Source organism: Streptomyces sp. SS1-1, assembly GCF_008973465.1.
Lineage (GTDB): Bacteria > Actinomycetota > Actinomycetes > Streptomycetales > Streptomycetaceae > Streptomyces.
Genome location: NZ_WBXN01000004.1, coordinates 1639736 through 1662287 on the forward strand (window position 1 = coordinate 1639736; position 22552 = coordinate 1662287).

25 protein-coding genes are annotated in these 22552 nt (G+C 71.0%); 6 read left to right on the plus strand and 19 right to left on the minus strand.

Annotated features, from left to right (window positions below; all coding sequences use genetic code 11):
* Window positions 1-247 precede the first annotated feature (247 nt).
* Window positions 248-1681, minus strand: a complete 1434-nt coding sequence (locus F8R89_RS08670) for a hypothetical protein (RefSeq protein WP_151783421.1) — start codon at window positions 1679-1681, stop codon at window positions 248-250.
* A gap of 283 nt (window positions 1682-1964) precedes the next feature.
* Between F8R89_RS08670 and F8R89_RS08675 the strand changes: the two genes are divergently transcribed.
* Window positions 1965-3791 (plus strand): endonuclease/exonuclease/phosphatase family protein, encoded by a 1827-nt coding sequence (locus tag F8R89_RS08675; RefSeq protein ID WP_151783422.1) that lies wholly within the window; start codon window positions 1965-1967, stop codon window positions 3789-3791.
* Window positions 3792-3804: 13 nt separating this feature from the next.
* Here the strand turns inward: F8R89_RS08675 and F8R89_RS08680 are convergent, their stop codons facing one another.
* The 3 genes from F8R89_RS08680 to F8R89_RS08690 all read right to left on the minus strand — a co-directional run bounded on the left by F8R89_RS08680 (window position 3805) and on the right by F8R89_RS08690 (window position 5972).
* Window positions 3805-4548 carry an SRPBCC family protein gene (locus F8R89_RS08680; protein ID WP_151783423.1) on the minus strand — a complete coding sequence of 248 codons (744 nt, stop codon included), beginning with the start codon at window positions 4546-4548 and terminating at the stop codon, window positions 3805-3807.
* A gap of 16 nt (window positions 4549-4564) precedes the next feature.
* Window positions 4565-5197 carry an ArsR/SmtB family transcription factor gene (locus F8R89_RS08685; protein ID WP_151783424.1) on the minus strand — a complete coding sequence of 211 codons (633 nt, stop codon included), beginning with the start codon at window positions 5195-5197 and terminating at the stop codon, window positions 4565-4567.
* A gap of 73 nt (window positions 5198-5270) precedes the next feature.
* Window positions 5271-5972, minus strand: coding sequence for an antibiotic biosynthesis monooxygenase (locus F8R89_RS08690; RefSeq protein ID WP_151783425.1), 702 nt, complete (start codon window positions 5970-5972; stop codon window positions 5271-5273).
* A gap of 188 nt (window positions 5973-6160) precedes the next feature.
* On the opposite strand from F8R89_RS08690, the gene dapA reads away from it, so the two are divergent.
* Window positions 6161-7066: a 4-hydroxy-tetrahydrodipicolinate synthase gene (gene dapA / locus F8R89_RS08695; RefSeq protein WP_151783426.1), complete on the plus strand. Its 906-nt coding sequence runs from the start codon at window positions 6161-6163 to the stop codon at window positions 7064-7066.
* 1 nt (window position 7067) lies between these two features.
* On the opposite strand, the gene F8R89_RS08700 is transcribed toward dapA, so the two are convergent.
* From F8R89_RS08700 to F8R89_RS08710, 3 genes are all read right to left on the minus strand, one after another.
* Window positions 7068-8303: a WD40 repeat domain-containing protein gene (locus F8R89_RS08700; RefSeq protein ID WP_151783427.1), complete on the minus strand. Its 1236-nt coding sequence runs from the start codon at window positions 8301-8303 to the stop codon at window positions 7068-7070.
* On the minus strand, window positions 8304-8864 hold the full coding sequence (locus F8R89_RS08705) for a SigE family RNA polymerase sigma factor (protein WP_151783428.1): 561 nt from the start codon (window positions 8862-8864) through the stop codon (window positions 8304-8306).
* Between the two features lie 129 nt (window positions 8865-8993).
* Window positions 8994-9305 (minus strand): hypothetical protein, encoded by a 312-nt coding sequence (locus F8R89_RS08710; RefSeq protein ID WP_192806075.1) that lies wholly within the window; start codon window positions 9303-9305, stop codon window positions 8994-8996.
* A 415-nt stretch (window positions 9306-9720) separates the two neighbouring features.
* On the opposite strand from F8R89_RS08710, the gene F8R89_RS08715 reads away from it, so the two are divergent.
* Window positions 9721-9936 carry a hypothetical protein gene (locus F8R89_RS08715; protein WP_225994349.1) on the plus strand — a complete coding sequence of 72 codons (216 nt, stop codon included), beginning with the start codon at window positions 9721-9723 and terminating at the stop codon, window positions 9934-9936.
* A gap of 36 nt (window positions 9937-9972) precedes the next feature.
* Window positions 9973-10689, plus strand: a complete 717-nt coding sequence (locus F8R89_RS08720; protein WP_151783429.1) for a hypothetical protein — start codon at window positions 9973-9975, stop codon at window positions 10687-10689.
* A gap of 191 nt (window positions 10690-10880) precedes the next feature.
* On the opposite strand, the gene dapD is transcribed toward F8R89_RS08720, so the two are convergent.
* The 4 genes from dapD to F8R89_RS08740 form a co-directional block, all read right to left on the minus strand.
* The gene (gene dapD / locus F8R89_RS08725; RefSeq protein WP_151783430.1) at window positions 10881-11870 is read right to left on the minus strand and encodes a 2,3,4,5-tetrahydropyridine-2,6-dicarboxylate N-succinyltransferase; all 990 of its coding nucleotides are present in this window, start codon (window positions 11868-11870) and stop codon (window positions 10881-10883) included.
* Window positions 11871-12019: 149 nt separating this feature from the next.
* Window positions 12020-12556 carry a TetR/AcrR family transcriptional regulator gene (locus F8R89_RS08730; RefSeq protein ID WP_151783431.1) on the minus strand — a complete coding sequence of 179 codons (537 nt, stop codon included), beginning with the start codon at window positions 12554-12556 and terminating at the stop codon, window positions 12020-12022.
* On the minus strand, window positions 12556-12876 hold the full coding sequence (locus tag F8R89_RS08735) for a DMT family transporter (protein ID WP_151783432.1): 321 nt from the start codon (window positions 12874-12876) through the stop codon (window positions 12556-12558). Before F8R89_RS08735 ends, F8R89_RS08730 begins: the two co-directional genes overlap by 1 nt.
* 46 nt (window positions 12877-12922) lie before the next feature.
* Window positions 12923-13804: an endo alpha-1,4 polygalactosaminidase gene (locus F8R89_RS08740; protein WP_151783433.1), complete on the minus strand. Its 882-nt coding sequence runs from the start codon at window positions 13802-13804 to the stop codon at window positions 12923-12925.
* A 280-nt stretch (window positions 13805-14084) separates the two neighbouring features.
* Here F8R89_RS08740 and F8R89_RS08745 point away from each other — a divergent pair, with 280 nt between their 5' ends.
* Complete coding sequence (locus tag F8R89_RS08745) at window positions 14085-14915, plus strand: AbfB domain-containing protein (RefSeq protein ID WP_151783434.1); 831 nt, start codon at window positions 14085-14087, stop codon at window positions 14913-14915.
* Window positions 14916-14984: 69 nt separating this feature from the next.
* On the opposite strand, the gene F8R89_RS08750 is transcribed toward F8R89_RS08745, so the two are convergent.
* The 8 genes from F8R89_RS08750 to F8R89_RS08785 form a co-directional block, all read right to left on the minus strand.
* On the minus strand, window positions 14985-15317 hold the full coding sequence (locus tag F8R89_RS08750) for a metal-sulfur cluster assembly factor (RefSeq protein ID WP_151783435.1): 333 nt from the start codon (window positions 15315-15317) through the stop codon (window positions 14985-14987).
* Window positions 15314-15781, minus strand: coding sequence for a Fe-S cluster assembly sulfur transfer protein SufU (gene sufU / locus F8R89_RS08755; RefSeq protein WP_151783436.1), 468 nt, complete (start codon window positions 15779-15781; stop codon window positions 15314-15316). The genes F8R89_RS08750 and sufU overlap by 4 nt, the downstream gene beginning before the upstream one ends.
* Window positions 15782-15802: 21 nt before the next feature.
* Window positions 15803-17059, minus strand: a complete 1257-nt coding sequence (locus F8R89_RS08760; RefSeq protein ID WP_151783437.1) for a cysteine desulfurase — start codon at window positions 17057-17059, stop codon at window positions 15803-15805.
* A complete protein-coding gene (gene sufC, locus F8R89_RS08765) occupies window positions 17056-17820 on the minus strand; it encodes a Fe-S cluster assembly ATPase SufC (RefSeq protein WP_151783438.1) in 765 nt (254 codons plus the stop codon). Before sufC ends, F8R89_RS08760 begins: the two co-directional genes overlap by 4 nt.
* Before the next feature lie 7 nt (window positions 17821-17827).
* Entirely contained in the window at window positions 17828-18145 is a 318-nt protein-coding gene (locus F8R89_RS08770) for a non-heme iron oxygenase ferredoxin subunit (RefSeq protein WP_067258562.1), read from the minus strand.
* Window positions 18145-19326, minus strand: coding sequence for a Fe-S cluster assembly protein SufD (gene sufD / locus F8R89_RS08775; RefSeq protein ID WP_151783439.1), 1182 nt, complete (start codon window positions 19324-19326; stop codon window positions 18145-18147). The genes F8R89_RS08770 and sufD overlap by 1 nt, the downstream gene beginning before the upstream one ends.
* Before the next feature lie 86 nt (window positions 19327-19412).
* The gene (gene sufB, locus F8R89_RS08780) at window positions 19413-20834 is read right to left on the minus strand and encodes a Fe-S cluster assembly protein SufB (RefSeq protein WP_055621449.1); all 1422 of its coding nucleotides are present in this window, start codon (window positions 20832-20834) and stop codon (window positions 19413-19415) included.
* The gene (locus tag F8R89_RS08785) at window positions 20831-21583 is read right to left on the minus strand and encodes a helix-turn-helix transcriptional regulator (RefSeq protein ID WP_151783440.1); all 753 of its coding nucleotides are present in this window, start codon (window positions 21581-21583) and stop codon (window positions 20831-20833) included. Before F8R89_RS08785 ends, sufB begins: the two co-directional genes overlap by 4 nt.
* A 161-nt stretch (window positions 21584-21744) precedes the next feature.
* On the opposite strand from F8R89_RS08785, the gene F8R89_RS08790 reads away from it, so the two are divergent.
* Window positions 21745-22542 carry an aminoglycoside N(3)-acetyltransferase gene (locus tag F8R89_RS08790; protein WP_151783441.1) on the plus strand — a complete coding sequence of 266 codons (798 nt, stop codon included), beginning with the start codon at window positions 21745-21747 and terminating at the stop codon, window positions 22540-22542.
* Window positions 22543-22552 lie beyond the last annotated feature (10 nt).

A 22552-nucleotide genomic window follows, 5' to 3' on the forward strand; every position in this document is an offset into this window, starting at 1 on the left:
TTTTCGAGAAGAAGTAACCGTGGCCCGCGCACCGGGAGGTGCGTGAAGTTGTGGTGTCCAGAGATCGAAGTCGGCGGAACCGACAAGGTGCTCTCACCCCTGAGCTACACCGGCGCGTAGTGCCGGCGGCGGGACTCGAACCCGCGACCGCCCCATTATCAGTGGAAGTAGGTCCTGCCTTCGCACCTGGACGTTCATCACTGTAGGGAGTGATCGCGGGAAGGGGCGAGCGAATTAATTCCGGCGGTCAGCCGCCGTGTTGGGAACGCGCCTTGAAGGCCGCCTTACGGGCCTCTTTGGCCACCTTCTTGTCCGGGTGCAGCCGGCCCATGGCCTCCAGCACGTCCGCCGTGGCCGGGTGCCCGACCCGCCACACCTTGTCGAAGAACCCGCTGTGCTGGGCGGCCAGGCCCTCCACCAGCGCCCGCAGTTCCTCCGAGTTCCCCTCGGCGGCCAGTTGCGCGGCGAGGGTGTCGATGGTCAGCCAGAACACCAGCTCCTGCGGGGGCGGCGGGACGTCGGTGAAGCCCGCCTCGGACAGCCACACCCGGGCCAGCCCACCCAGTTCGGCGTCGTCGAGCACCTCCCGCAGCGCGGGCTCCGCCTCGGCGCCCACCAGGGACAGCGCCTGCTGGCAGCGCAGCCGGCGCAGCGGCGCGCCCTCGTCGAGGCCCTTGGCGGCGGACAGCAACTCCCGGGCCGCGGCGAGCGGTTCACGGCGGACCAGCCACTGCTCGGTCTCGGCGCGCGCGGCGGTCTGCGGGTAGCCGGCGGTGCCGTCGAGGAGCGCCTCGGCGCCCTTGTCGGCGAGGTCCCCGACGGCGGGCGCGTCGAAGCCGGCCTCCAGGAACCGCGCGCGCAGCCCGTACAGCCCGAGCGGGGTGAGCCGGACCATGCCGTAGCGCGAGACGTCGGTGTCGTCGACGCCGGCGGCCGGTTCCTCGGCGCTGTCGGCGTCCGCGAGCAGCGCCTCGTCGACCGGCTGGTAGGCGACGAGCCCGGCGGGCTCCAGCAGCCGGAACTGGTCGTCCAGGCGCATCATCGCGTCGGACACCTGCTCCAGCACATCGTTGGTGGGTTCGCTCATGTCGCTGGGGACGATCACGGACGCGGCGAGCGCCGGCAGCGGCACGGGGCCGCCCTGGGGGCCGTCCTCGCTGACGGTGAGCAGGTACAGGTTGCCGAGGACCCCGTCGAGGAACTCCGCCTCGGCCTCCGGGTCCCAGTCGAGGGAGGACAGGTCGATCTCGCCGCCGGCGTCCATGGCGTCGACCAGGTCGTCCAGGTCGGGCACGCTCGCGTCGGCGAGGGCCGTCTCCAGCGCGGCGAGCCACACCGCGAGGACGTCCTGCGGGGTGCCGCGGGTCAGCAGGTCCAGGTCGGCGCCGGCGGCGACCGTGCCGGCCTCCTCGTCGACGACGTCGACCAGTCCGGTGTCGACGGCCACCCGCCACGCCTCGCTCGCGTGGGCGGCGGCGTCGTCGCCGCTCAGGCCGAGCACCTCGGCGGCGGCGGGAAGTTGCTCGTCGACGAGGCCGCCGCCCGCGTCGACCCGGGTGTCGGGGCCGGCCCAGCGGGCCAGCCGGGCGGCGCGGGAGAGCAACGGCGTGGACAGCGCGTCCCGCGCCAGCTCCGCTTCGGGGTGCAGCCGTACCGGCGGCAGGGAGGAGCTGTCTGACATCGGCTGGTTCTCCTAGGACGTGCGCGGCCGTACCCGTCACGGCTTCAGCCGCTCAGCCTAGACGGATTTCCACCCATGCCGCCCGGTTCATCTCCGGGCCAGGCCCCGTACATGGCCGAAACCTTGACAAGTGACATGACCAGCAATGAGATTACGCGCGTAGAAACTTGGCGGACATCTGTTCACTGGATTTCTACGCGCGTCGCCGCACCGCCGGCCGCGCCCCACGCGTTGCCAGCACCACCCTCGTCCCGGCGCCCACGCACGTCCCCGGAGGGATCCCTTGCCGAGCAAGAAGTCCGCGCGCCTCGCCGCGCTCACCGTCGCCGCCGTCTGTTCCGCGGCCTCCACCGTCGCCCTCACCGCGCCCGCGCACGCGGACACCGTCGCCATCCACGACATCCAGGGCTCCACCCGCATATCGCCGTACGCCGGCAAGCAGGTCGCCGATGTGGCCGGAATCGTCACCGGCGTACGCGGCTACGGCTCCTCCAAGGGCTTCTGGATGCAGGACCCGCATCCGGACGCCGACCCGGCCACCAGTGAGGGCGTGTTCGTCTTCACCAGCTCCGCCCCGAAGGTCGCCGTCGGCGACGCGGTCCTGGTCGCGGGCACCGTCAGCGAGTTCGTCCCCGGCGGCGCCTCCTCCGGCAACCAGTCGGTCACCGAGATCACGCGTCCCACCGTGACCGTCGTCTCCAGCGGCAACGCGGTCCCGGCCCCCCGGGTCATCGACGCGAAGTCCGTGCCGGCCGCCTACAGCCCGGCCGGCGACACCGCCGCGTCCGGCTCGATCGACGGCCTGCCCCTGAAGCCCGCCACGTACGCCCTGGACTTCTACGAGTCCCTGGAGGGCGAGAACGTCCAGGTCGCCGACACCCGCGTGGTCGGCGCCACCGACCCGTACACCGAGCTGTGGGTGACGGTGAAGCCGAAGGAGAACGCCTCGCGCCGCGGCGCCACGGTCTACGGCTCCTACGACGCGCAGAACACCGGCCGGCTGCAGATCCAGTCCCTGGGCGCGACCGCCGACTTCCCCGTCGCGAACGTCGGTGACGTCCTCAAGGGCACGACGTCCGGCCCGCTGGACTACAACCAGTACGGCGGCTACACCCTCGTCGCCAACACGCTCGGCACCCTCAAGAGCGGCGGCACCGCCAAGGAGAGCACGCGCCGGCAGGCGCGCACCGAGCTCGCGGTCGCCACGTACAACGTGGAGAACCTCGACCCGTCCGACTCCACGTTCACCGCGCACGCCTCCGCGATCGTGAACAACCTGCGCTCGCCCGACATCGTGTCGCTGGAGGAGATCCAGGACGACAACGGCGCGACGAACGACGGGACGGTCTCCGCCGAGCAGACGCTGGCGAAGCTGGCCGACGCGATCGTCGCCGCGGGCGGCCCCCGCTACGACTGGCGTTCGATCGACCCGGTGGACGGCGCCGACGGCGGCGAGCCGGGCGGCAACATCCGCCAGGCGTTCCTGTTCAACCCGGAGCGGGTCTCCTTCACCGACCGCGCGGGCGGCGACGCGACCACGCCCGTCGGCGTCACGAAGGTGCGCGGGAAGGCCGCCCTGACGGTCTCCCCCGGCCGGATCGACCCGGCGAACGCGGCCTTCGCCAACAGCCGCAAGCCGCTGGCCGGTGAGTTCGTCTTCCGGGGCAAGACCGTCTTCGTGATCGCCAACCACCTCAACTCCAAGGGCGGTGACCAGGGTCTGACCTCGCGGTACCAGCCGCCGGCCCGCAGCTCCGAGGTCCAGCGCCACGCCCAGGCGACGGCGATCCACGGCTTCGTGAAGGACGTGCTGCGCACGCAGAAGAACGCGGCCGTGATCGCCCTCGGCGACATCAACGACTTCGAGTTCTCCGGCACCGCGAAGATCCTCGAGGGCGACGGCGAACTGTGGTCGGCGATCAAGTCGCTGCCCAAGAGCGAGCGTTACTCGTACGTCTACCAGGGCAACGCCCAGACGCTGGACCAGATCCTGGTCAGCCCCTCGATCCGGCGCGGCTGCGACTTCGAGTACGACAGCGTGCACATCAACGCCGAGTTCAACGACCAGATCAGCGACCACGACCCGCAGGTGCTGCGGTTCCGTCCGTAACCCTCCGGTGGGCTCAGGGCTGGCTGAACACGCCGTTCAGCCAGCCCTTCCACGTCTCCTCGTCCGCGGCGGCGGCGGCGCCCGGCGCGAAGTCGTGCACGGACATGCCGACCACGTGTCCCCAGTGGTTGCGGCCGAAGAAGCGCAGGAGCGCGTCGTCCGTGCGCAGCCCCAGGAAGTAGGGGTTCCGGTAGTCGACGACGGCGTCGATCTCCCGCCCGCCGGGTCCGGTGACCCGCACACGGGCCCCCTCGGCCGTGTCGTCGGCGAGGCCCAGCGCGCGGCCCACGGTGACGAGGGCGTCCGGCGCCATGGCCGCCTCGGGCCCGTCGAACGTGGCGAAGGCGGTGACCGGGCGGCCCCGGAAGACCGTGAGGTACTGGCGCAGGGTGTGCAGATAGAAGTCGGTGTGGCGGCTCGCGCCGTCGTACTGGTTGTCCCAGTCGTCGACGAAGATCCCGCTGTGCACATAGCGCACCCAGGCGCGGCGGCCCTCGTCGCGCGGCTCGACGGTGTAGTCGAGCTGGTTGAGGGTCTGCTCGGAGATGCCGTCGACGTCCTCGACACGGTTGGTGTAGCGGTGCGGCGGGTCCCAGACGGTCACCTCGGAGCCGAAGGGCCCCTTGCCGCCCTCGCGGGGCTCGGGTGCCTCCATCGGCCAGAGCCAGCCGCCGGTGCCGGCGGTCACGGCCTCCCACACCTCCTCGGGCGTGGCGTCGACCTCGAACTCGCGGGTGATCTCGAATTCCTTGGGCATGGGGGGCTCCTGGGTCCTACGGGGTCGGTTCCGGGCCGGACACGGGCGCGGGCCCGTCGGCCCCGGTGGGCTTGAGCGTGGGATGCAGGGCCACGACGATCCGGTGGTCGCGGCCGCTCTCGGCGCCGGGCGCGTCGTACTTCCGGATCAGCGCGCTCACTCCGGCGGTCAGTTCCTCGACGAACGCCGCCCGGTCGGCCGCCGAGGCGAAGCGGACCTCGCCGTCCAGCGCGTAGGTGGCCAGCCGCTTGCGGGCCTTGGCGGCCCCGGTGATCAGCGAGCCGACGTCCCGGACCAGCCGGGCGCCGAGCGCCAGCAGCCAGCGGGCGGAGAGCTGGTCGCGGAAGCGGTCCGGGTCGGGCTGCACGGACGCCAGCGCGAGCGGGGAGATCACGTACGACGCGGCGGTCGCACGCATCAGCCGCTCGGTGACGTTGCCCTTGCGGCGCTCCCCGGCCAGCTCCACCAGGCCGTGCCGCTCCAGCGCCTTGAGGTGGTAGTTCACCTTCTGGCGGGGCAGGCCGACCTTCCCGGCGAGCATGGCGGCCGAGGCGGGCCCGGCCGCCAGCTCGGCGAGCAGGCCGGCCCGGACGGGGTCCAGGGACACGGCTGCCGCCTCGGGGTCCTCGATCACGGTGACGTCCAGCATGCGTCCACCGTCTCACCGAAAACTTTTTTTGTCCAGACGATTCGAGTTTTCGGTGAACCGCCCCCCGGCGGGCTCAGCCGGGGATGAGCCCGAGCGCGTGGTCGTACCGGCTGACGGTGCTGCCCTTGAGCCCCGGCCAGGTCTGCACACGCCGCCACAGCTCGGTCCCCGAGCCGACCCCGTCACCGGGTGCGGCCAGCGCGTCGGCATGGGCCTGGGCGGTCTCCCACTCGGCGTAGTTGAGGACCCTGGTGCCGTCGGTGGAGAGGTGGAAGTGGGCGGAGACACCCCCGGGGTGCGGGCGCGGCTCGGCCTCCAGGGCCTCCGCGACGGCGTCCACCCAGGCCCGCTGACGGTCCGGGTCGGGACCCTCGAACTCGATGTCGACGACCACGACACAACCGGGCACCCGCGTCTCGTCCGGCCGGACCAGACTGCGGTAGGGCCGGAACCGCCCGAGCCCGAGCCGCTCGACGCCGGGCACGGCGGTATCGATCTCGTCCACCCGCTCCTGACGATGGACCTTGACGAACGCGTCGTAGTCCCGCGGGCTCCGCCACTGCGAGTAGTGCAGCAGGGTGGAGGCGTCGTGCCCGGTGTAGACGTGGTACCCGAGCAGCCCCCCGGCGGGCCAGGGCCGCCGCTCCCAGGCCCCGGCGATCGCCTCGACGGCCTCCTTCTGCCGCAGGGGCGTCCCCACGCGCCAGGTGCTGAAGAGCGCGGCGCCGATGTCCGGGCGGGCGAGGTCGGGGTGGGTGTCGGTGCGACGGGTCATGAGGGCCTCCGAATCGGTCGTGACGGCGGGCGGTCACCCGCAGGACCCACCTTTCGACCTCAAGCGAAGTTGAGGTCAAGGGCGCACAGTTGACGGGACCCGCCCCCACCACACCTCAGCACTGCTTACCAATACCTCGTAGATAATTTAAGTGGAGCTACACGATCGAAGGTGCCGACACTACCTCCATGACGACTCCCGACACCTCCGCCGCCGCGCCTCCCTTCGGCCGGGCGCTGTGCGCCATGGTCACCCCGTTCACGCGGGAGGGCGGGCTCGACCTCGACGGCGCGCAGCGGCTCGCCGAGCATCTGGTGGGCGAGGGCTGCGACGGCCTCGTCCTGTCCGGCACGACCGGCGAGTCCCCCACCACCACCGACGGGGAGAAGGCGGACCTGATCCGGGCGGTACGGCAGGCCGTGGGCGACCGGGCCTCGATCGTCGCCGGCGTCGGCACCGCCGACACCCGCCACACGGTCGAACTGGCCCTGACCGCCGAGAAGGCGGGCGCCGACGGCCTGCTGGTGGTCGCCCCGTACTACAGCAGGCCCCCGCAGGACGCCGTGGAGGCGCACTTCCGGCAGGTCGCCGACGCGGCGGGACTGCCGGTCGTCCTCTACGACATCCCCGGCCGGACCGGCACCCGTATCGAACCGGAGACGATGCTCCGGCTCGCCGGGCACCCGCGGATCGTGGCGGTGAAGGACTGCTCGTACGACTTCCTGGCCGCGCAGAAGGTGATGGGGCGCACGGACCTGGCCTACTACGCGGGGTGCGACGAGCACATCCTCGCCCTGCGGGCCGTGGGCGGCGCCGGCTACGTCAGTACGGTCGCCAACGTGATCCCCCGTCACCTGCGCTCGGTGCTGGACGCGTTCGAGGCGGGCGACACCCCCGTGTCCGCCCGCCTCCAGCGACGCGCCATCCCGCTCATCGAGGCGATGATGAGCGCCGGGCTGCCCGGAGCGGTGACCGCCAAGGCACTGCTCGACGCGCTCGGTCTCCCCGGCGGCCCGGTCCGCGCCCCGCTGCGGCCCGCCGGCCGGGAGGCGACCGACAGACTGCGGGCGGCGTACGAGGAGCTGACCCGGTAGCTCACCGGCGGGCGAACACCGGTTCCCAGCCCTGCTGTTGCATGTCCCTGTCGGGTTCACGGACCCCGCTGAGGGGGACGACCTTGTCGCTGCCCAGGGTGACCAGGACCAGCCGGGGCCGGTACGGCTCGTCCAGTTCGGTCACCCGCTCCCACGCGATGAGCCGCTTGTCGTCCGCCCAGGCGAGCAGATCGGCGCCGCGCACCTTGGTGATCTCCTTGCCGGTGCGGGGGTCGAGGACCGAGGAGTAGCTGCGGCCCGGGTCGCCGTCGACCTCCTTGGACAGCCCGAGGGCGGCGAGCCGTCCGTCCGGGGACAGCCGCGCGGGGACGTCGGAGCGCAGGTGCTCCTCCTCGGCCGGGGCGGCGGTCTCGGTGCCGTCGAGGGAGTAGAACCGCTGCAGTCCGTCATGGCCCCCGACGTACTGCGCGTACACGTGGTCGCCGGCCCGGGTGAACGCGAAGTCCTGGCGGGCGTTGATGGTGCGGTCGGCGGGGACGGCGCTCCACGAGCCGGTGCCGCGCGCCACGTCGAGGACGTAGAAGCCGGTCCGGCTCGACCGGCCGTACCCGGAGTCCCACTGCCACACGGGCCCGTCGGGGCCCTGCACCTTTTCCTTAATGCGCAGGTCGGGGTCTTCCCCGTACGTCGTCGCCACGAGCCTGCGCCCGTCGTGGCTGAACGCGAGGCCGCCGACGCCATGCTGGACCGGGATCCAGCGCTCGACCCGGCCCGACGCGAGGTCGAGCAGGCCGATCCGGTGGGCGGGCAGCCCGCGCTCCAGCACGGCGGCCGTCCGCGCACCGGGGGCGACGGCGACGAACGCCCAGCGGGTGTCCTTCCTGTACGTCCCGGTCCTCGGGTCGAGCAGCCAGTAGGTGCGCTGGATGCTGCCGCGCTTCTCCGACCGGACGTGCAGCTCGGAGGTGTAGTGGGCGGCCAGGACGGTCTGGCCGGCGCCGATGACGTCGCGCGGCGGGGACTGGTCGGGATGGGCCTGGACACCGTCGGTGCGCAGGCCGACGGCGGGCCGGGCGTCGCCCTCGCCGCGGTCGAGCAGCGGCACGGCGACGGCGATCCCGACGACGGCCGCGGTGGCCGCCGCGACGGAGGCGATACGCCGGGTACGGCGGCGTCGGCGGACGGCGAGCACCCGGTCGGCGAACCCGGCGTCGGCGGGCGGCTGTTCAGCGGCCTGCTCCCGCAGGGACTGCCGCACGAGTTCCTCGACGTTCATTCAACGCACCTCCATCGGGGAGAAGTCGCGGGACGCCGCCGGCCGGGCGGAGCCCGCACCGGGGTCGAGGGCGGCGAGCTCGGGGGCGAGGACCCGGAGCCGGGCCAGCGAGCGGTGGGTGGTGGACCGTACGGTGCCGACCGAACAGCCGAGGACGCGGGCCACGTCGGCCTCGGGCAGGTCCTCGAAGTAGCGCAGCACGAGGACGGTGCGCTGACGCGGGGTGAGCCGGGCGAGGGCGCCCCGCATGAGCAGCCGGAGTTCGGCACCGGCCGAGGCGTCCGGGGTGCCACCGGGCTCGGGGAGCTCGGCGACGCTCACCTCCCGCCGCGGCCACTTCAGCCGCCAGCGGCTGATCTGCTGCCGGTACAGGATCTGCCGTACGTACGCCTCGGGTTCGTCGATGCGCTGCCAGCGGCCGGCGGCCTTGATCAGGGCGTTCTGCAACAGGTCCTCGGCGGCGTGCCGGTCGCCCCCGCTCAGCAGCACGGCGGTCTTGAGCAGCGCGGCCGACCTGCTCTCCACGAACCCCCGAAACCCGTCCAGGGCTTCCGCATCCATCGTCACCTTCTCTTCCCCCGGCGGGACCGGATGCCCGCGCCTCTCCTGCTGGGGGTGACGGGTACGGGGTGCTGCCGCTATGCCTCTGCCGGAAAACTGACCGACGGACACGGAAAGGCTTGCGAGCGCCTACAACCAGCTTGAGCAGGTGGCCTCGTTCCAAGCGGCCCGAAGGTCACGGCAGACGACAGCGAGGGTGCCGCCCCAGCAGGCGAACTCATGGCTGCCGCCGTCCCGGTGAGGCAGGATCTCGTCGAGGGTCACGGCCCCGAGATGCACCTCCCGGCCCTCGTCGGCGAGGTCGATGACGAAGCTGGACACCCCCGCATAGCGGATCAGCAGGTCCTGGTCGTGCTTCCAGCAGTTGTGCCGGAACTCGACCTCCATCTCCTCACCACCGGCGTCCCGGACGGCATCAAGATCGACGTACCGCACCGACATCCGCCCCCTGGCCTTCGGCTCCCTCCCCGGCCGACGAATCGTCGCACACGCTCCCTCGCCTGGCAGACTGACTGCTTGCATGGGGCTTCGAACGGGGGGGGACCGGAATGACCAGGCGGGCGAAAGGGTGGCTGGCCGGCATCTGGCTCGTTCTGGTGGCCGCCAGCTGGTCGTTCACAGAATCGATCAACGACGGGATCGAACCCACGTCGGGCCCCCAGCCGAAACCCTCATCCTCGATCTCCGCCCCGCCCTGCCCCATGCCGCCCGCTGACCCGGACCGCAGCCTCACCGCCTACGCGAGCACCGGGCCCGATTTCACCACCACGGCTATCGCCTGCACCACATCGGGCTGACACCCCGTAACCCTTTCGGCCGGCCCAGCCTCCTGCGGGCCACCGGCGAGGCGCGCCGCTTGGAGCTGGGAGAGCCCGAGTGCACAGGTGGCTGCTGCGGGTATCTGTCCGTGGTCGTGCAGCGGTTCGGCGAGGTCGTGCAGTGGTCGGACTGGGAGGTCCCTTACGCTCCCGCTCCCGCGCCCCCGGAGTTCCACGTCGAGGCGAGCCGGTACGACGCCGAGGTGGCCCGCGTCGAGGTGGACCGATCGTGGCAGGTACAGCCGGAAAACTGAGTGCGCGGTCGCCCCGACTGAACCGATCATGTGGGTATGACCGAGCACCCGTCGATCAGCATCTTGACTCTGCGGCACCGGATTCCGGACGACTGGGATGCGGATCCCTGGGCCGAAGTGCGACCGCTGATCGACGGCGTCGACGTCCTGAAGGAGGTTCACCCGGAGGGGTTCGCACACAGCTGGCGGTACTGGAGGGGGCCGGCCGAGAGCTGGCCGCTGGCGGTCGGCGAGGAGCCCCGCAGGGTCATGATCACCGAGCCGACCTGCACGGCCGACTGCTGCGGCGCCCTGTACGTCACCATGCGCCGTGACGGCGATCAGGTGATCTGGGAGTCCTGGGAGAACACGAGCGACATCACCGCCGTGCCGCCGGACTTCCGCTTCGACAGGGCCCAGTACGAGGCGGAGCTCGTGCGGGCCGCTGCGGACCGCAGTTGGGAAGAGTCGTTGGACACCATTGCCCGGCTCCTCGAGCAGACCCTCGCGGACAGCGGCTGGTTCGAACGCTGGGACTGCGTCCTCACGGGCGTCGCGCCCCGCCGGGAGGAGCCCGGTCTCCCCGAGGAGATCACCAGCCCGCCGGGAGTGGATGTCCACTTCCACCACGTCCGAGGGCCCGGCGAACGCGTCGACATCTACCAGTACGAGCTGCTCGTCACCAGCGATCACCCCGTGAAGGAACAGGTACGACGCCTGGCCCACCACATCCTGGCGGACGATCCCCGCAAGACCGCCGACCTGCACCGTTGAGAGTCGATGCGCTCGGCCCTCTACCCGACCTCACGTCAAGCCCGCGAGGATCAGGCCTCCCACGCCCCGCCGTCGGCGATCGCCCGGAACTGTTCGCGAGCGCGCTCGCAGAAGTGCTGATGCGGTGCTCACCCAGGAGCGCCCTCCCATGCCGTCCTGGGGCACGGAAGGGCGCTCAGCAACGGCCGTGATCAGTTGTGGCTGTGCAGAACCTCGTTCAGGCCGCCCCACACCGCGTTGTTCGGGCGGGCCTCCACCGTTCCCGTCACCGAGTTGCGGCGGAAGAGGATGTTGGAGGCGCCGGAGAGTTCGCGGGCCTTGACGATCTGGCCGTCGGGCATCGTCACGCGCGTGCCCGCCGTGACGTACAGGCCGGCCTCGACCACGCACTCGTCGCCCAGCGCGATGCCGACGCCCGCCTCGGCGCCGATCAGGCAGCGCTCGCCGATGGAGATGATGACGTTGCCGCCGCCGGACAGCGTGCCCATCGTGGAGGCGCCGCCGCCGATGTCCGAGCCGTCACCCACGACGACGCCCGCGGAGATGCGGCCCTCGACCATCGACGTGCCGAGCGTGCCGGCGTTGAAGTTGACGAAGCCCTCGTGCATGACCGTCGTGCCCTCGGCGAGGTGCGCGCCCAGGCGCACCCTGTCGGCGTCGGCGATGCGCACGCCCTTGGGGGCCACGTAGTCCGTCATGCGCGGGAACTTGTCGATCGAGGTCACCTGAAGGTGCAGACCCTCGGCGCGGGCGTTCAGGCGGACCTTCTCGACGTCGTCCACGGCGACCGGGCCGAGGGACGTCCAGGCCACGTTGGCGAGGAAGCCGAACTGGCCCTCCAGGCTCAGGCCGTGCGGCTTGACCAGGCGGTGGGAGAGCAGGTGCAGACGCAGGTAGACGTCGTGCGCGTCGACGGGCTTCTCGTCGATCGAGGAGATGACCGTGCGCACCGCGACGACCTCGACCCCGCGCCGGGCGTCCGGGCCGATCGCCTTGGCGGCGCCCTCACCGAGCAGTTCCACGGCCTTCTCGGCGGACAGCCGCTCGCTGCCGGAGGGGCCGGGCTCGGCGACGAGCTCGGGCGCGGGGAACCAGGTGTCCAGAACGGTGCCGTCGGCGGCGATCGTGGCGAGGCCGGCGGCCACGGCGCCGGTGGTGCGGGGAGCAGTCGTGTCGGTCATGAGGGAAACCTAACCGGCGCGGGGCCGCCCGGGCCAACCGGCCTCCCGGGCATCTCAGGGTACGGGCCGGCAGTCAGGGTACGGGCCGGCAACCCGGCAACCCTCAGCCCCGGCAAGGGCAAGCCCTGAGCCCCGGCAAGGGCAAGGCCTCACCCCAGCACCCGCCCCAGCACCTCCCGCGCGTACCCCTCGTCGTACGGCGTCTCCGTCAGCAGCACCTGCAGGCAGATCCCGTCCATCAACGCCACCAGCGCCCGTGCCGTGACCGGGTCCGTGTGGCGGGTCAGGAGGTCGGCCAGGGCATCGGCCCACTCGGCGGCGACCGGGCGCAGGGCCGGGCGGCGCAGGGCGGCGAGATAGAGCTCGTACTCCAGTTCCACACCGGTGCGGTCGCCCGCCAGCCACTCACCCATCCAACCAGCGAGCTCGGCGGCCAGGTCGGTCCCCGGTTCCTCCAGGCCGCCGCGCGAGGCGATCACCTTGGCGAAGCCCTCGTTGGCCTGGCGCAGCGCGGCCACGAGCAGGTCGTCGAGGGTCTTGAAGTGGTACGTCGTGGAGCCGAGCGGCACATCCGCCTCCGCGGCGACCGTGCGGTGGCTCAGCCCCGCGATGCCGTGCGCGCCGACCACCCGGATCGCCGCGTCGATGATCCGCTGACGCCGTTCGGGGTCGTACCGGCGGGCCATCAGTGGGCACCGCCCAGGTTGAGCACGACCACGCCGAGGATGATCAGCGCGATGCCGGCGGCCTTGACGGCGGTCATCCCCTCCCCGAGGAAGAGGACGCCGATGGTGGCGATGGTGGCCGTGCCGACGCCGGCCCAGATCGCGTAGGCCGTGCCGACGGACACCGTCTTCAGGGTCTGGGCGAGCAGCGTGAAGGAGACGAGGTAGCCGAGGGCGGTCAGCAGGGAGGGCAGCAGCCTGCTGAAGCCTTCGCTGTACTTCATGGCGGTCGTGGCGGCCACCTCGGCCGCGATGGCTCCGGCGAGCAGCAGGTATCCCATGTGTACGAGCGTACACAGCGTCGCCGGCGCGCCTCGCGAGAACGGCTCAGCACGTCCGGCGGCGGTACCCCGACTCCCCCCGTGCCACCACGTCCAGGTCCCGCAGGACGACGGAGACCCGGTCGCCCCAGCCCTCGCAGGCCGCGTCGAAGCCGTCCGTCCGGTACTCGATGTCGAAGACGCGGTCGTCGTAGGCGTCCGCGTACACGTCGCATTCGTCGTACTGCCCGCACTCCTCGGCGACGGCGAAGTCGAAGCCGATACGGCGGCCCTGCCCGGCCAGTTCGGCGGCGTTCTTCTGGCCTATGGCGAGGCCGGCGGCGTGCGCCCGCGCGGTGATCAGCTTGCCGAAGGCGATGTTGTCGTCCTCGGTGAGCAGCCCCTCGGAGCGTTCGTGCGAGTCGAGGTTGTCCGCCTCCACGGCCTGGAAGCCGTCCTTCGCACAGCCGTCGATCCACTCGCCGACGATCCGGGCGAGGCGCGCCCGCTTGTCCCGCGTGGAGATGTCCAGGACGAGTTCGTCCCAGTCACGGTCGACGACCGGGTCGCCGTCGGCGTCACGCAGCACCAGGTCGGGGTGATGCTCCTGCCACCAGTCGCCGGCGTCCGGCTGGGCCTGGAAGGCGTTGACGTAGCAGATGTTGTAGACGCCCTTCGCCGGCTTTGACGTACGGTCGCGGGACACCGCGCGCACTCCGGCCGGGGGCCGGTACGGGCCGCCGATCTGGTAGTCGAACGCCAGACCCGGTTCGGGTGCCCGCACCGCACGCGGCGACGCCTGGCCCTCCCCACCACCGGAGCCGCCGGAAGCCCCGGACCCACCGGTTCCGCCGGAACCCGTGCAGCCGCTCAGAGCCGTACCGAGCACACCGCACAGGGCCGCGGCCGCGATCAGCCGGCGCGGGGCGCGGGGGACGCGCTGGGACATGGTCGGGGCACTCCTGTCGTCGGCGGGAGATGATCTCCCGCCATGATGCCGTGCGGGGGCGGCGGAACGGCCACGGACCGGGGCCGAAGTCGTCCCGCTTACGCGTCAAGTGCCGTTTGTGGCAGGTGAGTTGCGTATGTGTGCGGACTGAAAACGCAACCGGACACGGATCACTCCGAACCGTTACTCGACAGCCCCCGCGTCCACTAGTGTTTCACCGTTCACACACCTGTCCTGCACAGCCGCGGCCGTCGTCGAGGGCGCCGCTGGAGGAACACCCATGCCCGACAACGCATCCCGGCCCTCCCCGGAGCCGCCGGTCTGGGAGGACGGCTGGACCCCGGACACCTCCCGTGCGCCGGGGACCCGCCGGCTGTGGCTGGCCGGCGCGCTGGCCGTGGCGACGATCGTCGCCTGCGCGACGGCACTGACCGTGTCCGGCAAGGAATCTGACGCCGTGTCGGCCGCGCCGACGCCCTCGCGCGTCGACGTCAGCGTCCCCGGACTCATCTCGTTCGCCACGCCGTCGCAGACTCCCCCCGCCGGGCGGAGCGGCATGGCCCCGGGGCAGTCGGAGAGCCCGGCAGGCGGACGTACGGACGCCTCACCTTCGGCGTCCGCGCCGAGCACGTCCCCGTCGGCCGCGGCCGAACCATCGTCGGCCCACCCCAGCAGCCCGCCCCCAGCCCACAGCCCCTTGCGGTCCGTCCGCGCGGTCAACTACCCGGACCGGCAGTGGCATGTCACCCGGGGTGCCGTACGGCTGGACACGGTCGGCTCCGGGCGGCGCTCCGACGTCGCCTTCCGGCTGGTCGCGGGGCTCGCCGACGCCTCCTGCCATTCCTTCGCCACGGCCGACGGCCGCTATCTGCGCCACCGGGACTTCCTGCTGCGCGAGGACCGTGACGACGACTCCGCGCTGTTCCGCCGGGACGCCACCTTCTGTCCCCGCTCCTCGCCGCACTCCGGTGCCGTCATGCTGGAGTCGGTGAACCATCGCGGACGTTTCCTGCGGCACCGGGACTTCCGGCTGCGGCTCGATCCGTACCAGCGGGACGGGCTGTTCCTGGCCGACTCATCGTTCCGGATCGTCGACGCGCCCGGCGCGTGAGCCCGGACAGACCTGTGGCCCCCGGCCGGGAAAGCCGGGGGCCACAGGTCTGTCGTTCCGGTGCGGGTCTCAGACGTTGAAGCCGAGCGCGCGCAGCTGCTCGCGCCCGTCGTCCGTGATCTTGTCCGGGCCCCACGGCGGCATCCAGACCCAGTTGATGCGCAGCTCGCTGACGAGGCCGTCCGTGGCGGACTTGGCCTGGTCCTCGATGACGTCGGTCAGCGGGCAGGCCGCCGAGGTCAGGGTCATGTCGACGGTCGCGATGTTCGACTCGTCGACGTGGATGCCGTAGATCAGGCCGAGGTTGACGACGTCGATGCCCAGCTCGGGGTCGACGACGTCCATCAGGGCCTCGCGAAGCTCCTCTTCCGAGGCCGGCTTCATCTCCACGGTGTCACTCATGCCGTCTTCCTTTCGGCGTCGGCTCCGCCCAGCACCTGGGCCGTCGCGTCCTTCCACGCCATCCAGCTGAGGAGGGCGCACTTGACCCGGGCCGGGTACTTGGAGACCCCGGCGAACGCGACCGCGTCCTCCAGGACCTCCTCCATGGCGTCGTCGGGCTCGATCTTCCCCTTGGACTGCATCAGCTCCAGGAAGCTCTCCTGGATCTGCCGCGCGTCGGAGAGGTCCTTGCCTACGAGGAGCTCGTTCAGTACGGACGCGCTCGCCTGGCTGATGGAGCAGCCCTGGCCCTCGTACGAGACGTCCTCGATGGTCGTGCCGTCGTACTTCACACGCAGGGTGATCTCGTCGCCGCACGTCGGGTTCACATGGTGCACCTCGGCGTCGCCATCCCTGAGACCACGCCCGTGCGGGTTCTTGTAGTGGTCCAGGATGACTTCCTGGTACATCGAGTCCAGCTTCATGCGATCGCTCGTCCCGTCCCGTCAGCCGAAGAAGTTCCGTACGTGCTCCAGGCCGTCCACCAGAGCGTCGATCTCGGCCGGCGTGGAGTACAGATAGAACGACGCTCGCGTGGTCGCAGGAATTCCGTACCGCAGGCACACGGGACGGGCGCAGTGGTGGCCGACCCGGACCGCGATGCCCTGCTCGTCGAGGACCTGGCCCACGTCGTGCGGGTGGATGTCGCCCAGCGTGAAGGAGATCGCGGCGCCCCGGTCCTCGGCCGTGGTGGGGCCGATGATGCGCAGGTCGGGGACCTCCGTCAGGCGCTTCACCGCGTACTCGGTGAGGGCCTGCTCATGGGCGAGGATCTTGTCCATGCCGATCGAGTTGAGGTAGTCGATCGCCGCGCCCAGACCGATGGCCTGCGAGATCGGCGGGGTGCCGGCCTCGAACTTGTGCGGGGCGGGGGCGTACGTCGACGAGTGCATCGACACGGTCTCGATCATCTCGCCGCCGCCGAGGAACGGAGGCAGGTCCTCCAGCAGCTCCTGCCGGCCCCACAGGACGCCGATGCCGGTCGGGCCGCACATCTTGTGGCCGGTGAAGGCCACGAAGTCCGCCTGGAGGGACTGCACGTCCAGCGGCATGTGCGGAGCGGCCTGCGAAGCGTCGATGCAGACGAGGGCACCGACCTCCTGCGCGCGGCGCACGATGGCCTCGACCGGGTTGTGGGTGCCGAGGATGTTCGACACCAGCACGAAGGAGACGATCTTCGTCTTCTCCGTGATCACCTGGTCGATGTTCGACAGGTCGAGACGGCCGTCGTCGGTGAGGCCGAACCACTTCAGCTTCGCGCCCGTGCGCTGCGCGAGCAGCTGCCACGGCACGATGTTGGAGTGGTGCTCCATCTCCGTGATGACGATCTCGGTGTCGGCGTCCACGCGGTAGGGCTCGTCGGCCCAGCCCAGCATGTTCGCCACGAGGTTCAGCGACTCGGAGGCGTTCTTGGTGAAGATCACCTCGTCGCGCGAGGGCGCGTTGATGAACTCCGCGACCTTGTCCCGCGCGCCCTCGTACAGTGCCGTGGCCTCCTCGGCGAGGACGTGCACTCCACGGTGGACGTTGGCGTTGTGCTGCTCGTAGTACTCGGAGAGCACGTCGAGGACCTGGCGCGGCGTCTGCGAGGTCGCCGCGTTGTCCAGGTACACGAGCTTCCTGCCGTCGTGCAGGACGCGGTCCAGGATCGGGAAGTCCTTGCGCAGCGCCTCGGTGTCGAGGAGACCCGGCAGCTGTGTCACGCGGATGCGCCACCCTTCACGTACTTGTCGTAGCCCTCGGCCTCCAGCTGGTCCGCGAGCTCGGCGCCGCCGGACTCGGCGATACGGCCGTTCGCGAACACGTGCACGTGGTCGGGCTTGATGTAGCGCAGGATGCGCGTGTAGTGGGTGATGAGGAGGGTGCCGACCTCACCGGTCTCGCGGACGCGGTTGACGCCCTCGGAGACGACGCGCAGGGCGTCGACGTCGAGGCCGGAGTCGGTCTCGTCGAGGATCGCGATCTTCGGCTTGAGCAGCTCCAGCTGAAGGATCTCGTGGCGCTTCTTCTCACCGCCGGAGAAGCCCTCGTTGACGTTGCGCTCGGCGAAGGCCGGGTCCATGCTGAGGCGCTCCATGGCCTCGCGGACCTCCTTCACCCAGGTGCGCAGCTTGGGGGCCTCGCCGCGGACGGCGGTGGCGGAGGTGCGCAGGAAGTTGGAGACGGAGACGCCGGGGACCTCGACCGGGTACTGCATGGCGAGGAACAGGCCGGCGCGGGCGCGCTCGTCGACGGACATCTCGAGGACGTCCTCGCCGTCGAGGGTGACGGAGCCGGACGTGATCGTGTACTTCGGGTGACCCGCGAGCGAGTAGGCGAGGGTCGACTTGCCCGAGCCGTTGGGGCCCATGATGGCGTGCGTCTCGCCCTGCTTCACGGTGAGGTCGACGCCCTTGAGGATCTCCTTCGTGGCGTTGTCGGCCTCGACGGTGACGTGCAGGTCTCGGATTTCAAGCGTTGCCATGGGTGCCTCAGGACTCCTGGGTGAGGGAGACGAGCACGTCGTCCCCTTCGATCTTTACGGGGTATACGGGGACGGGGCGCGTCGCGGGAAGGCCGGACGGCTTGCCGGTGCGGAGGTCGAACGCGGAGCCGTGCAGCCAGCACTCGATCTGGCAGTCCTCCACCTCGCCCTCGGAGAGCGAGACGTTCGCGTGGGAGCAGATGTCGTGGATGGCGAACACCTCTCCCTCGGTACGGACGACCGAGACCGGCGTGCCGTCGAGTTCCACCCGCTTGGGGGTGTCCTCCTCCAGCTCGCTCAGCCCACAGGCGCGTACGAAGGCCATCAGACCGACGCCTCCAGCTCTTCATCGATCCGCTCGAGCAGCCGGGACTGGAGGTCCTCGACGCCGATCTGCTGGACCAGTTCGGCGAAGAAGCCGCGGACGACCAGACGGCGGGCCTCGTCGGCCGGGATGCCGCGGGCCATCAGGTAGAAGAGCTGCTCGTCGTCGAAGCGGCCGGTCGCGGAGGCGTGGCCGGCGCCGACGATCTCACCGGTCTCGATCTCCAGGTTCGGCACGGAGTCGACGCGGGCGCCGTCGGTCAGAACCAGGTTGCGGTTCATCTCGTAGGTGTCCGTGCCCTCGGCCGCGGCCTCGATGAGGACGTCGCCGATCCATACGGCGTGCGCGTCCTCGCCCTGCAGCGCGCCCTTGTAGACGACGTTGGACTTGCAGTGCGGGGTGTTGTGGGTGACCAGGAGACGGTGCTCCTGGTGCTGCCCGGCGTCGGTGAAGTACAGGCCGAACAGCTCGGCCTCGCCGCCGGGGCCGGCGTACTCGACGCGCGGGTTCAGCCGGACGACGTCGCCGCCGAAGGTGACGACGACCGACTTGAAGGAGGCGTCGCGGCCCACGAGGGCGTTGTGCTGGGCGATGTGCACGGCCTTGTCGTCCCAGTCCTGGACGGAGACGACGGTCAGCTTGGCGCCGTCGCCCAGGACGTACTCGACGTTGGCGGCGAGCACGGCGTCACCGGTGTGGTCGATGACGACGACGGCCTCGGCGAACGCGCCCAGCTCGATGACCTGGTGGCCGTAGCGGACCCCGCCCTCGCCGTGCACGGCGATGCGGATGGGCTCGGTGAGGACCGTCTCCTTGGGGACGGTGACCACGCCGGCCTGCTCGAAGGACGAGTACGCCTGGGCGGCGACGCGGTCCACGGGCGTGCCCGCACGGCCGAGCCGGGCGTCGTCGCGGCCGACGGTCTCGACGACGACGCCGTCGGGCGCCGACACGGTGACCTTGACGCCCTCGCCGGCCTCGACGGCGGTGCCGTCGTGCAGGCCGCGCAGGCGCTCCAGCGGGGTGAACCGCCACTCCTCCTCGCGGCCGTGCGGGACGGGGAAGTCCGCCACGTCGAAGGACGGGGGCGCGCTCATGCGCGAGACGACGGTCGACTCCGCGGCCACCGCGATCGAGCCGGCGGTGGTTGAACCCACCGGGATGTTATGGGCCTCAGCCATGGCTGTCGGTCTGCTCTCTTCCTACGTTTACGATCTTCGGCCCGCCGCTGGGGCGGGCCGCCTGCTGCCGGAGCGGAGGGCGGGTGCTAGCCGACCGCGCCTTCCATCTGCAGCTCGATCAGCCGGTTGAGCTCGAGGGCGTACTCCATCGGCAGCTCCTTGGCGATCGGCTCGACGAAGCCGCGCACGATCATCGCCATCGCCTCGTCCTCGCTCAGACCGCGGCTCATCAGGTAGAAGAGCTGGTCCTCGGAGACCTTGGAGACGGTCGCCTCGTGGCCCATGGAGACGTCGTCCTCGCGGACGTCGACGTACGGGTAGGTGTCCGACCGCGAGATCGTGTCGACGAGCAGGGCGTCGCAGAGCACGTTCGACTTGGCGCCCGGGGCGCCCTCGCCGATCTCGATCAGACCGCGGTAGGAGGTACGGCCGCCGCCGCGCGCCACCGACTTGGAGACGATGTTGGAGGACGTGTTCGGGGCCATGTGGACCATCTTGGCGCCGGCGTCCTGGTGCTGGCCCGCGCCGGCGAAGGCGATGGACAGGGTCTCGCCCTTGGCGTGCTCGCCCATCAGGTAGACGGCCGGGTACTTCATCGTCACCTTGGAGCCGATGTTGCCGTCGATCCACTCCATGGTGGCGCCCTCGTAGGCGACGGCGCGCTTGGTGACCAGGTTGTAGACGTTGTTCGACCAGTTCTGGATGGTCGTGTAGCGGCAGCGGGCGTTCTTCTTGACGATGATCTCGACGACCGCGGAGTGCAGCGAGTCCGACTTGTAGATCGGGGCGGTGCAGCCCTCGACGTAGTGCACGTAGGCACCCTCGTCGACGATGATCAGGGTCCGCTCGAACTGGCCCATGTTCTCGGTGTTGATCCGGAAGTAGGCCTGGAGCGGGATCTCGACGTGCACGCCCTTCGGCACGTAGATGAAGGAGCCGCCGGACCACACCGCGGTGTTCAGCGCGGCGAACTTGTTGTCACCGGCCGGGATGACGGTGCCGAAGTACTCCTTGAAGAGCTCCGGGTGCTCCTTGAGGGCGGTGTCGGTGTCGAGGAAGATGACGCCCTGCTCCTCCAGGTCCTCGCGGATCTGGTGGTAGACGACCTCCGACTCGTACTGGGCGGCGACACCGGCGACGAGGCGCTGCTTCTCGGCCTCCGGGATGCCCAGCTTGTCGTAGGTGTTCTTGATGTCCTCGGGGAGCTCCTCCCAGGACGCCGCCTGCTTCTCCGTGGAGCGCACGAAGTACTTGATGTTGTCGAAGTCGATGCCCGACAGGTCCGAGCCCCAGTTCGGCATGGGCTTCTTCTCGAAGAGCTTCAGGCCCTTGAGGCGCAGCTTCGTCATCCACTCCGGCTCCGACTTCTTGCCGGAGATGTCGCGGACGACGTCCTCGTTCAGGCCGCGCTTCGCCGCGGCACCGGCCTCGTCGGAGTCGGCCCAGCCGTATTCGTACGTGCCCAGGCCCTCGAGCTCAGGGTGGGCAGTCTCCGTGGGGAGAGTCATGCGGGGTTCCTCCCGGCCGTGCTAGCGGATGCGTGGTGAGTGGTGTGGGAAATCCTGGGGATGAACGTCGTGCAGACGCCGTCGCCGTGCGCGATGGTCGCCAGTCTCTGGACGTGCGTCCCGAGCAGCTCGGCGAAGATCTCCGTCTCCGCCTCGCACAGCTGCGGGAACTGCTCCGCGACATGGGCGACCGGGCAGTGGTGCTGGCAGAGCTGCTCGCCCTGCTGCGGGTGGGGCGCACTGCGCGCCGCCGCAGCGTACCCGTCGGCACTGAGGGCCTTGGCCAGGGCCTCGGTGCGCTCGTCGGGTCCGGCCGCCTCGATCGCCTCGCGGTAGGCGCGCGCCTGGGCCTCCAGGCGGGCGCGGGCGAAGGCGGCGACCGCCTCGCTCCCGCCCTCGCGCTCGGCGATCCACTTCAGGGCGTCCACCGCGAGCTTGTCGTAGGACTGGTCGAAGGCGTCGCGGCCGCAGTCGGTGAGCGCGAAGACCTTCGCGGGCCGCCCGCGCGTGCGCGTGCCGTAGACCCGCTGCTCACGGGCCTCCACGACGACGTCGGCGACCAGCGCGTCGAGATGCCTGCGTACGGCGGCCTGGGTGAGGCCCAGCCGGCCGGCCAGCTCGGCGACGGTCGACGGCCCGTGGTCCAGGATGGACCGCGCGACGCGGTTGCGCGTGGAGCGCTCACCGGTCGCGAGTTCCTCCTGAGGGGCCCCCGTGGGGGTCTCCCGAGCCTCGCCGACGTTTTTCACAACGCCATTGTTGCGTAATTCCTCGAACCCAGGCAAGCCGCCCCCGTCCGCGACGACGGTGCCCTACGTCACTTAGGTAAACCTAATGTGACCTGCGGAAACGATCTTTGATCGATCAAACCGGTGGCGCCGGACGAGCCCGTCCGGAACACTCCCTGACCATGCCGACACCCCCTCCGACCGGCCCTCTTGTCACCCGCGGCACCCTCGCGGCGCAGGTGCGCGCCCTCGGCGTGCGCCAGGGCGACACGCTCCTCGTGCACTCCTCGCTCAGCTCCCTGGGCTGGGTCTGCGGAGGTTCCGTCGCCGTCGTCCAGGGACTGCTCGACGCCCTCGGCCCCGACGGCACTCTGGTGGTCCCCACCCAGACCGGCGACCTCTCCGACCCGGCCGTCTGGCAGAACCCGCCGGTGCCCGAGGACTGGTGGGAGACCATCCGGGTGACGATGCCCGCCTACGACCCCCGGGTGACCCCCTCACGCGGCATGGGCGCCGTCCCCGAGACCGTGCGGACCTGGCCCGGCGCCACGCGCAGCGCCCACCCGCAGACGTCCTTCGCGGCCCTCGGCGCCCGGGCGCGGGAGATCACCGACGGGCACGCGACGGACTGCCGGCTCGGCGAGCGCAGCCCGCTGGCCCGTCTGGAGGCCTTGCACGCGCGCGTGCTGCTGCTCGGCGCCGGCTACGGCACCTGCACCGCCTTCCACCTGGCCGAATACCGGATCCCGTCGCCACGGGTACGGGTGGGACGGCCGGGACCCGAGGGATGGGAGGTGGTCACCGAGGTGTCCATCAGCTCCGACCGCTTCGACGAGCTCGGGCACGACTTCGAACGGGACCGCCCGGTGCTGCGCGGCCGGGTCGGCGCGGCCGACGCACGCCTGTTCCCGCTGCCCGACGCCGTGGCCTACGCGGTGCGGTGGCTGGAGACGCACCGGCCCCGCGCCGAGGAGATCTGAGGCGGCCGTA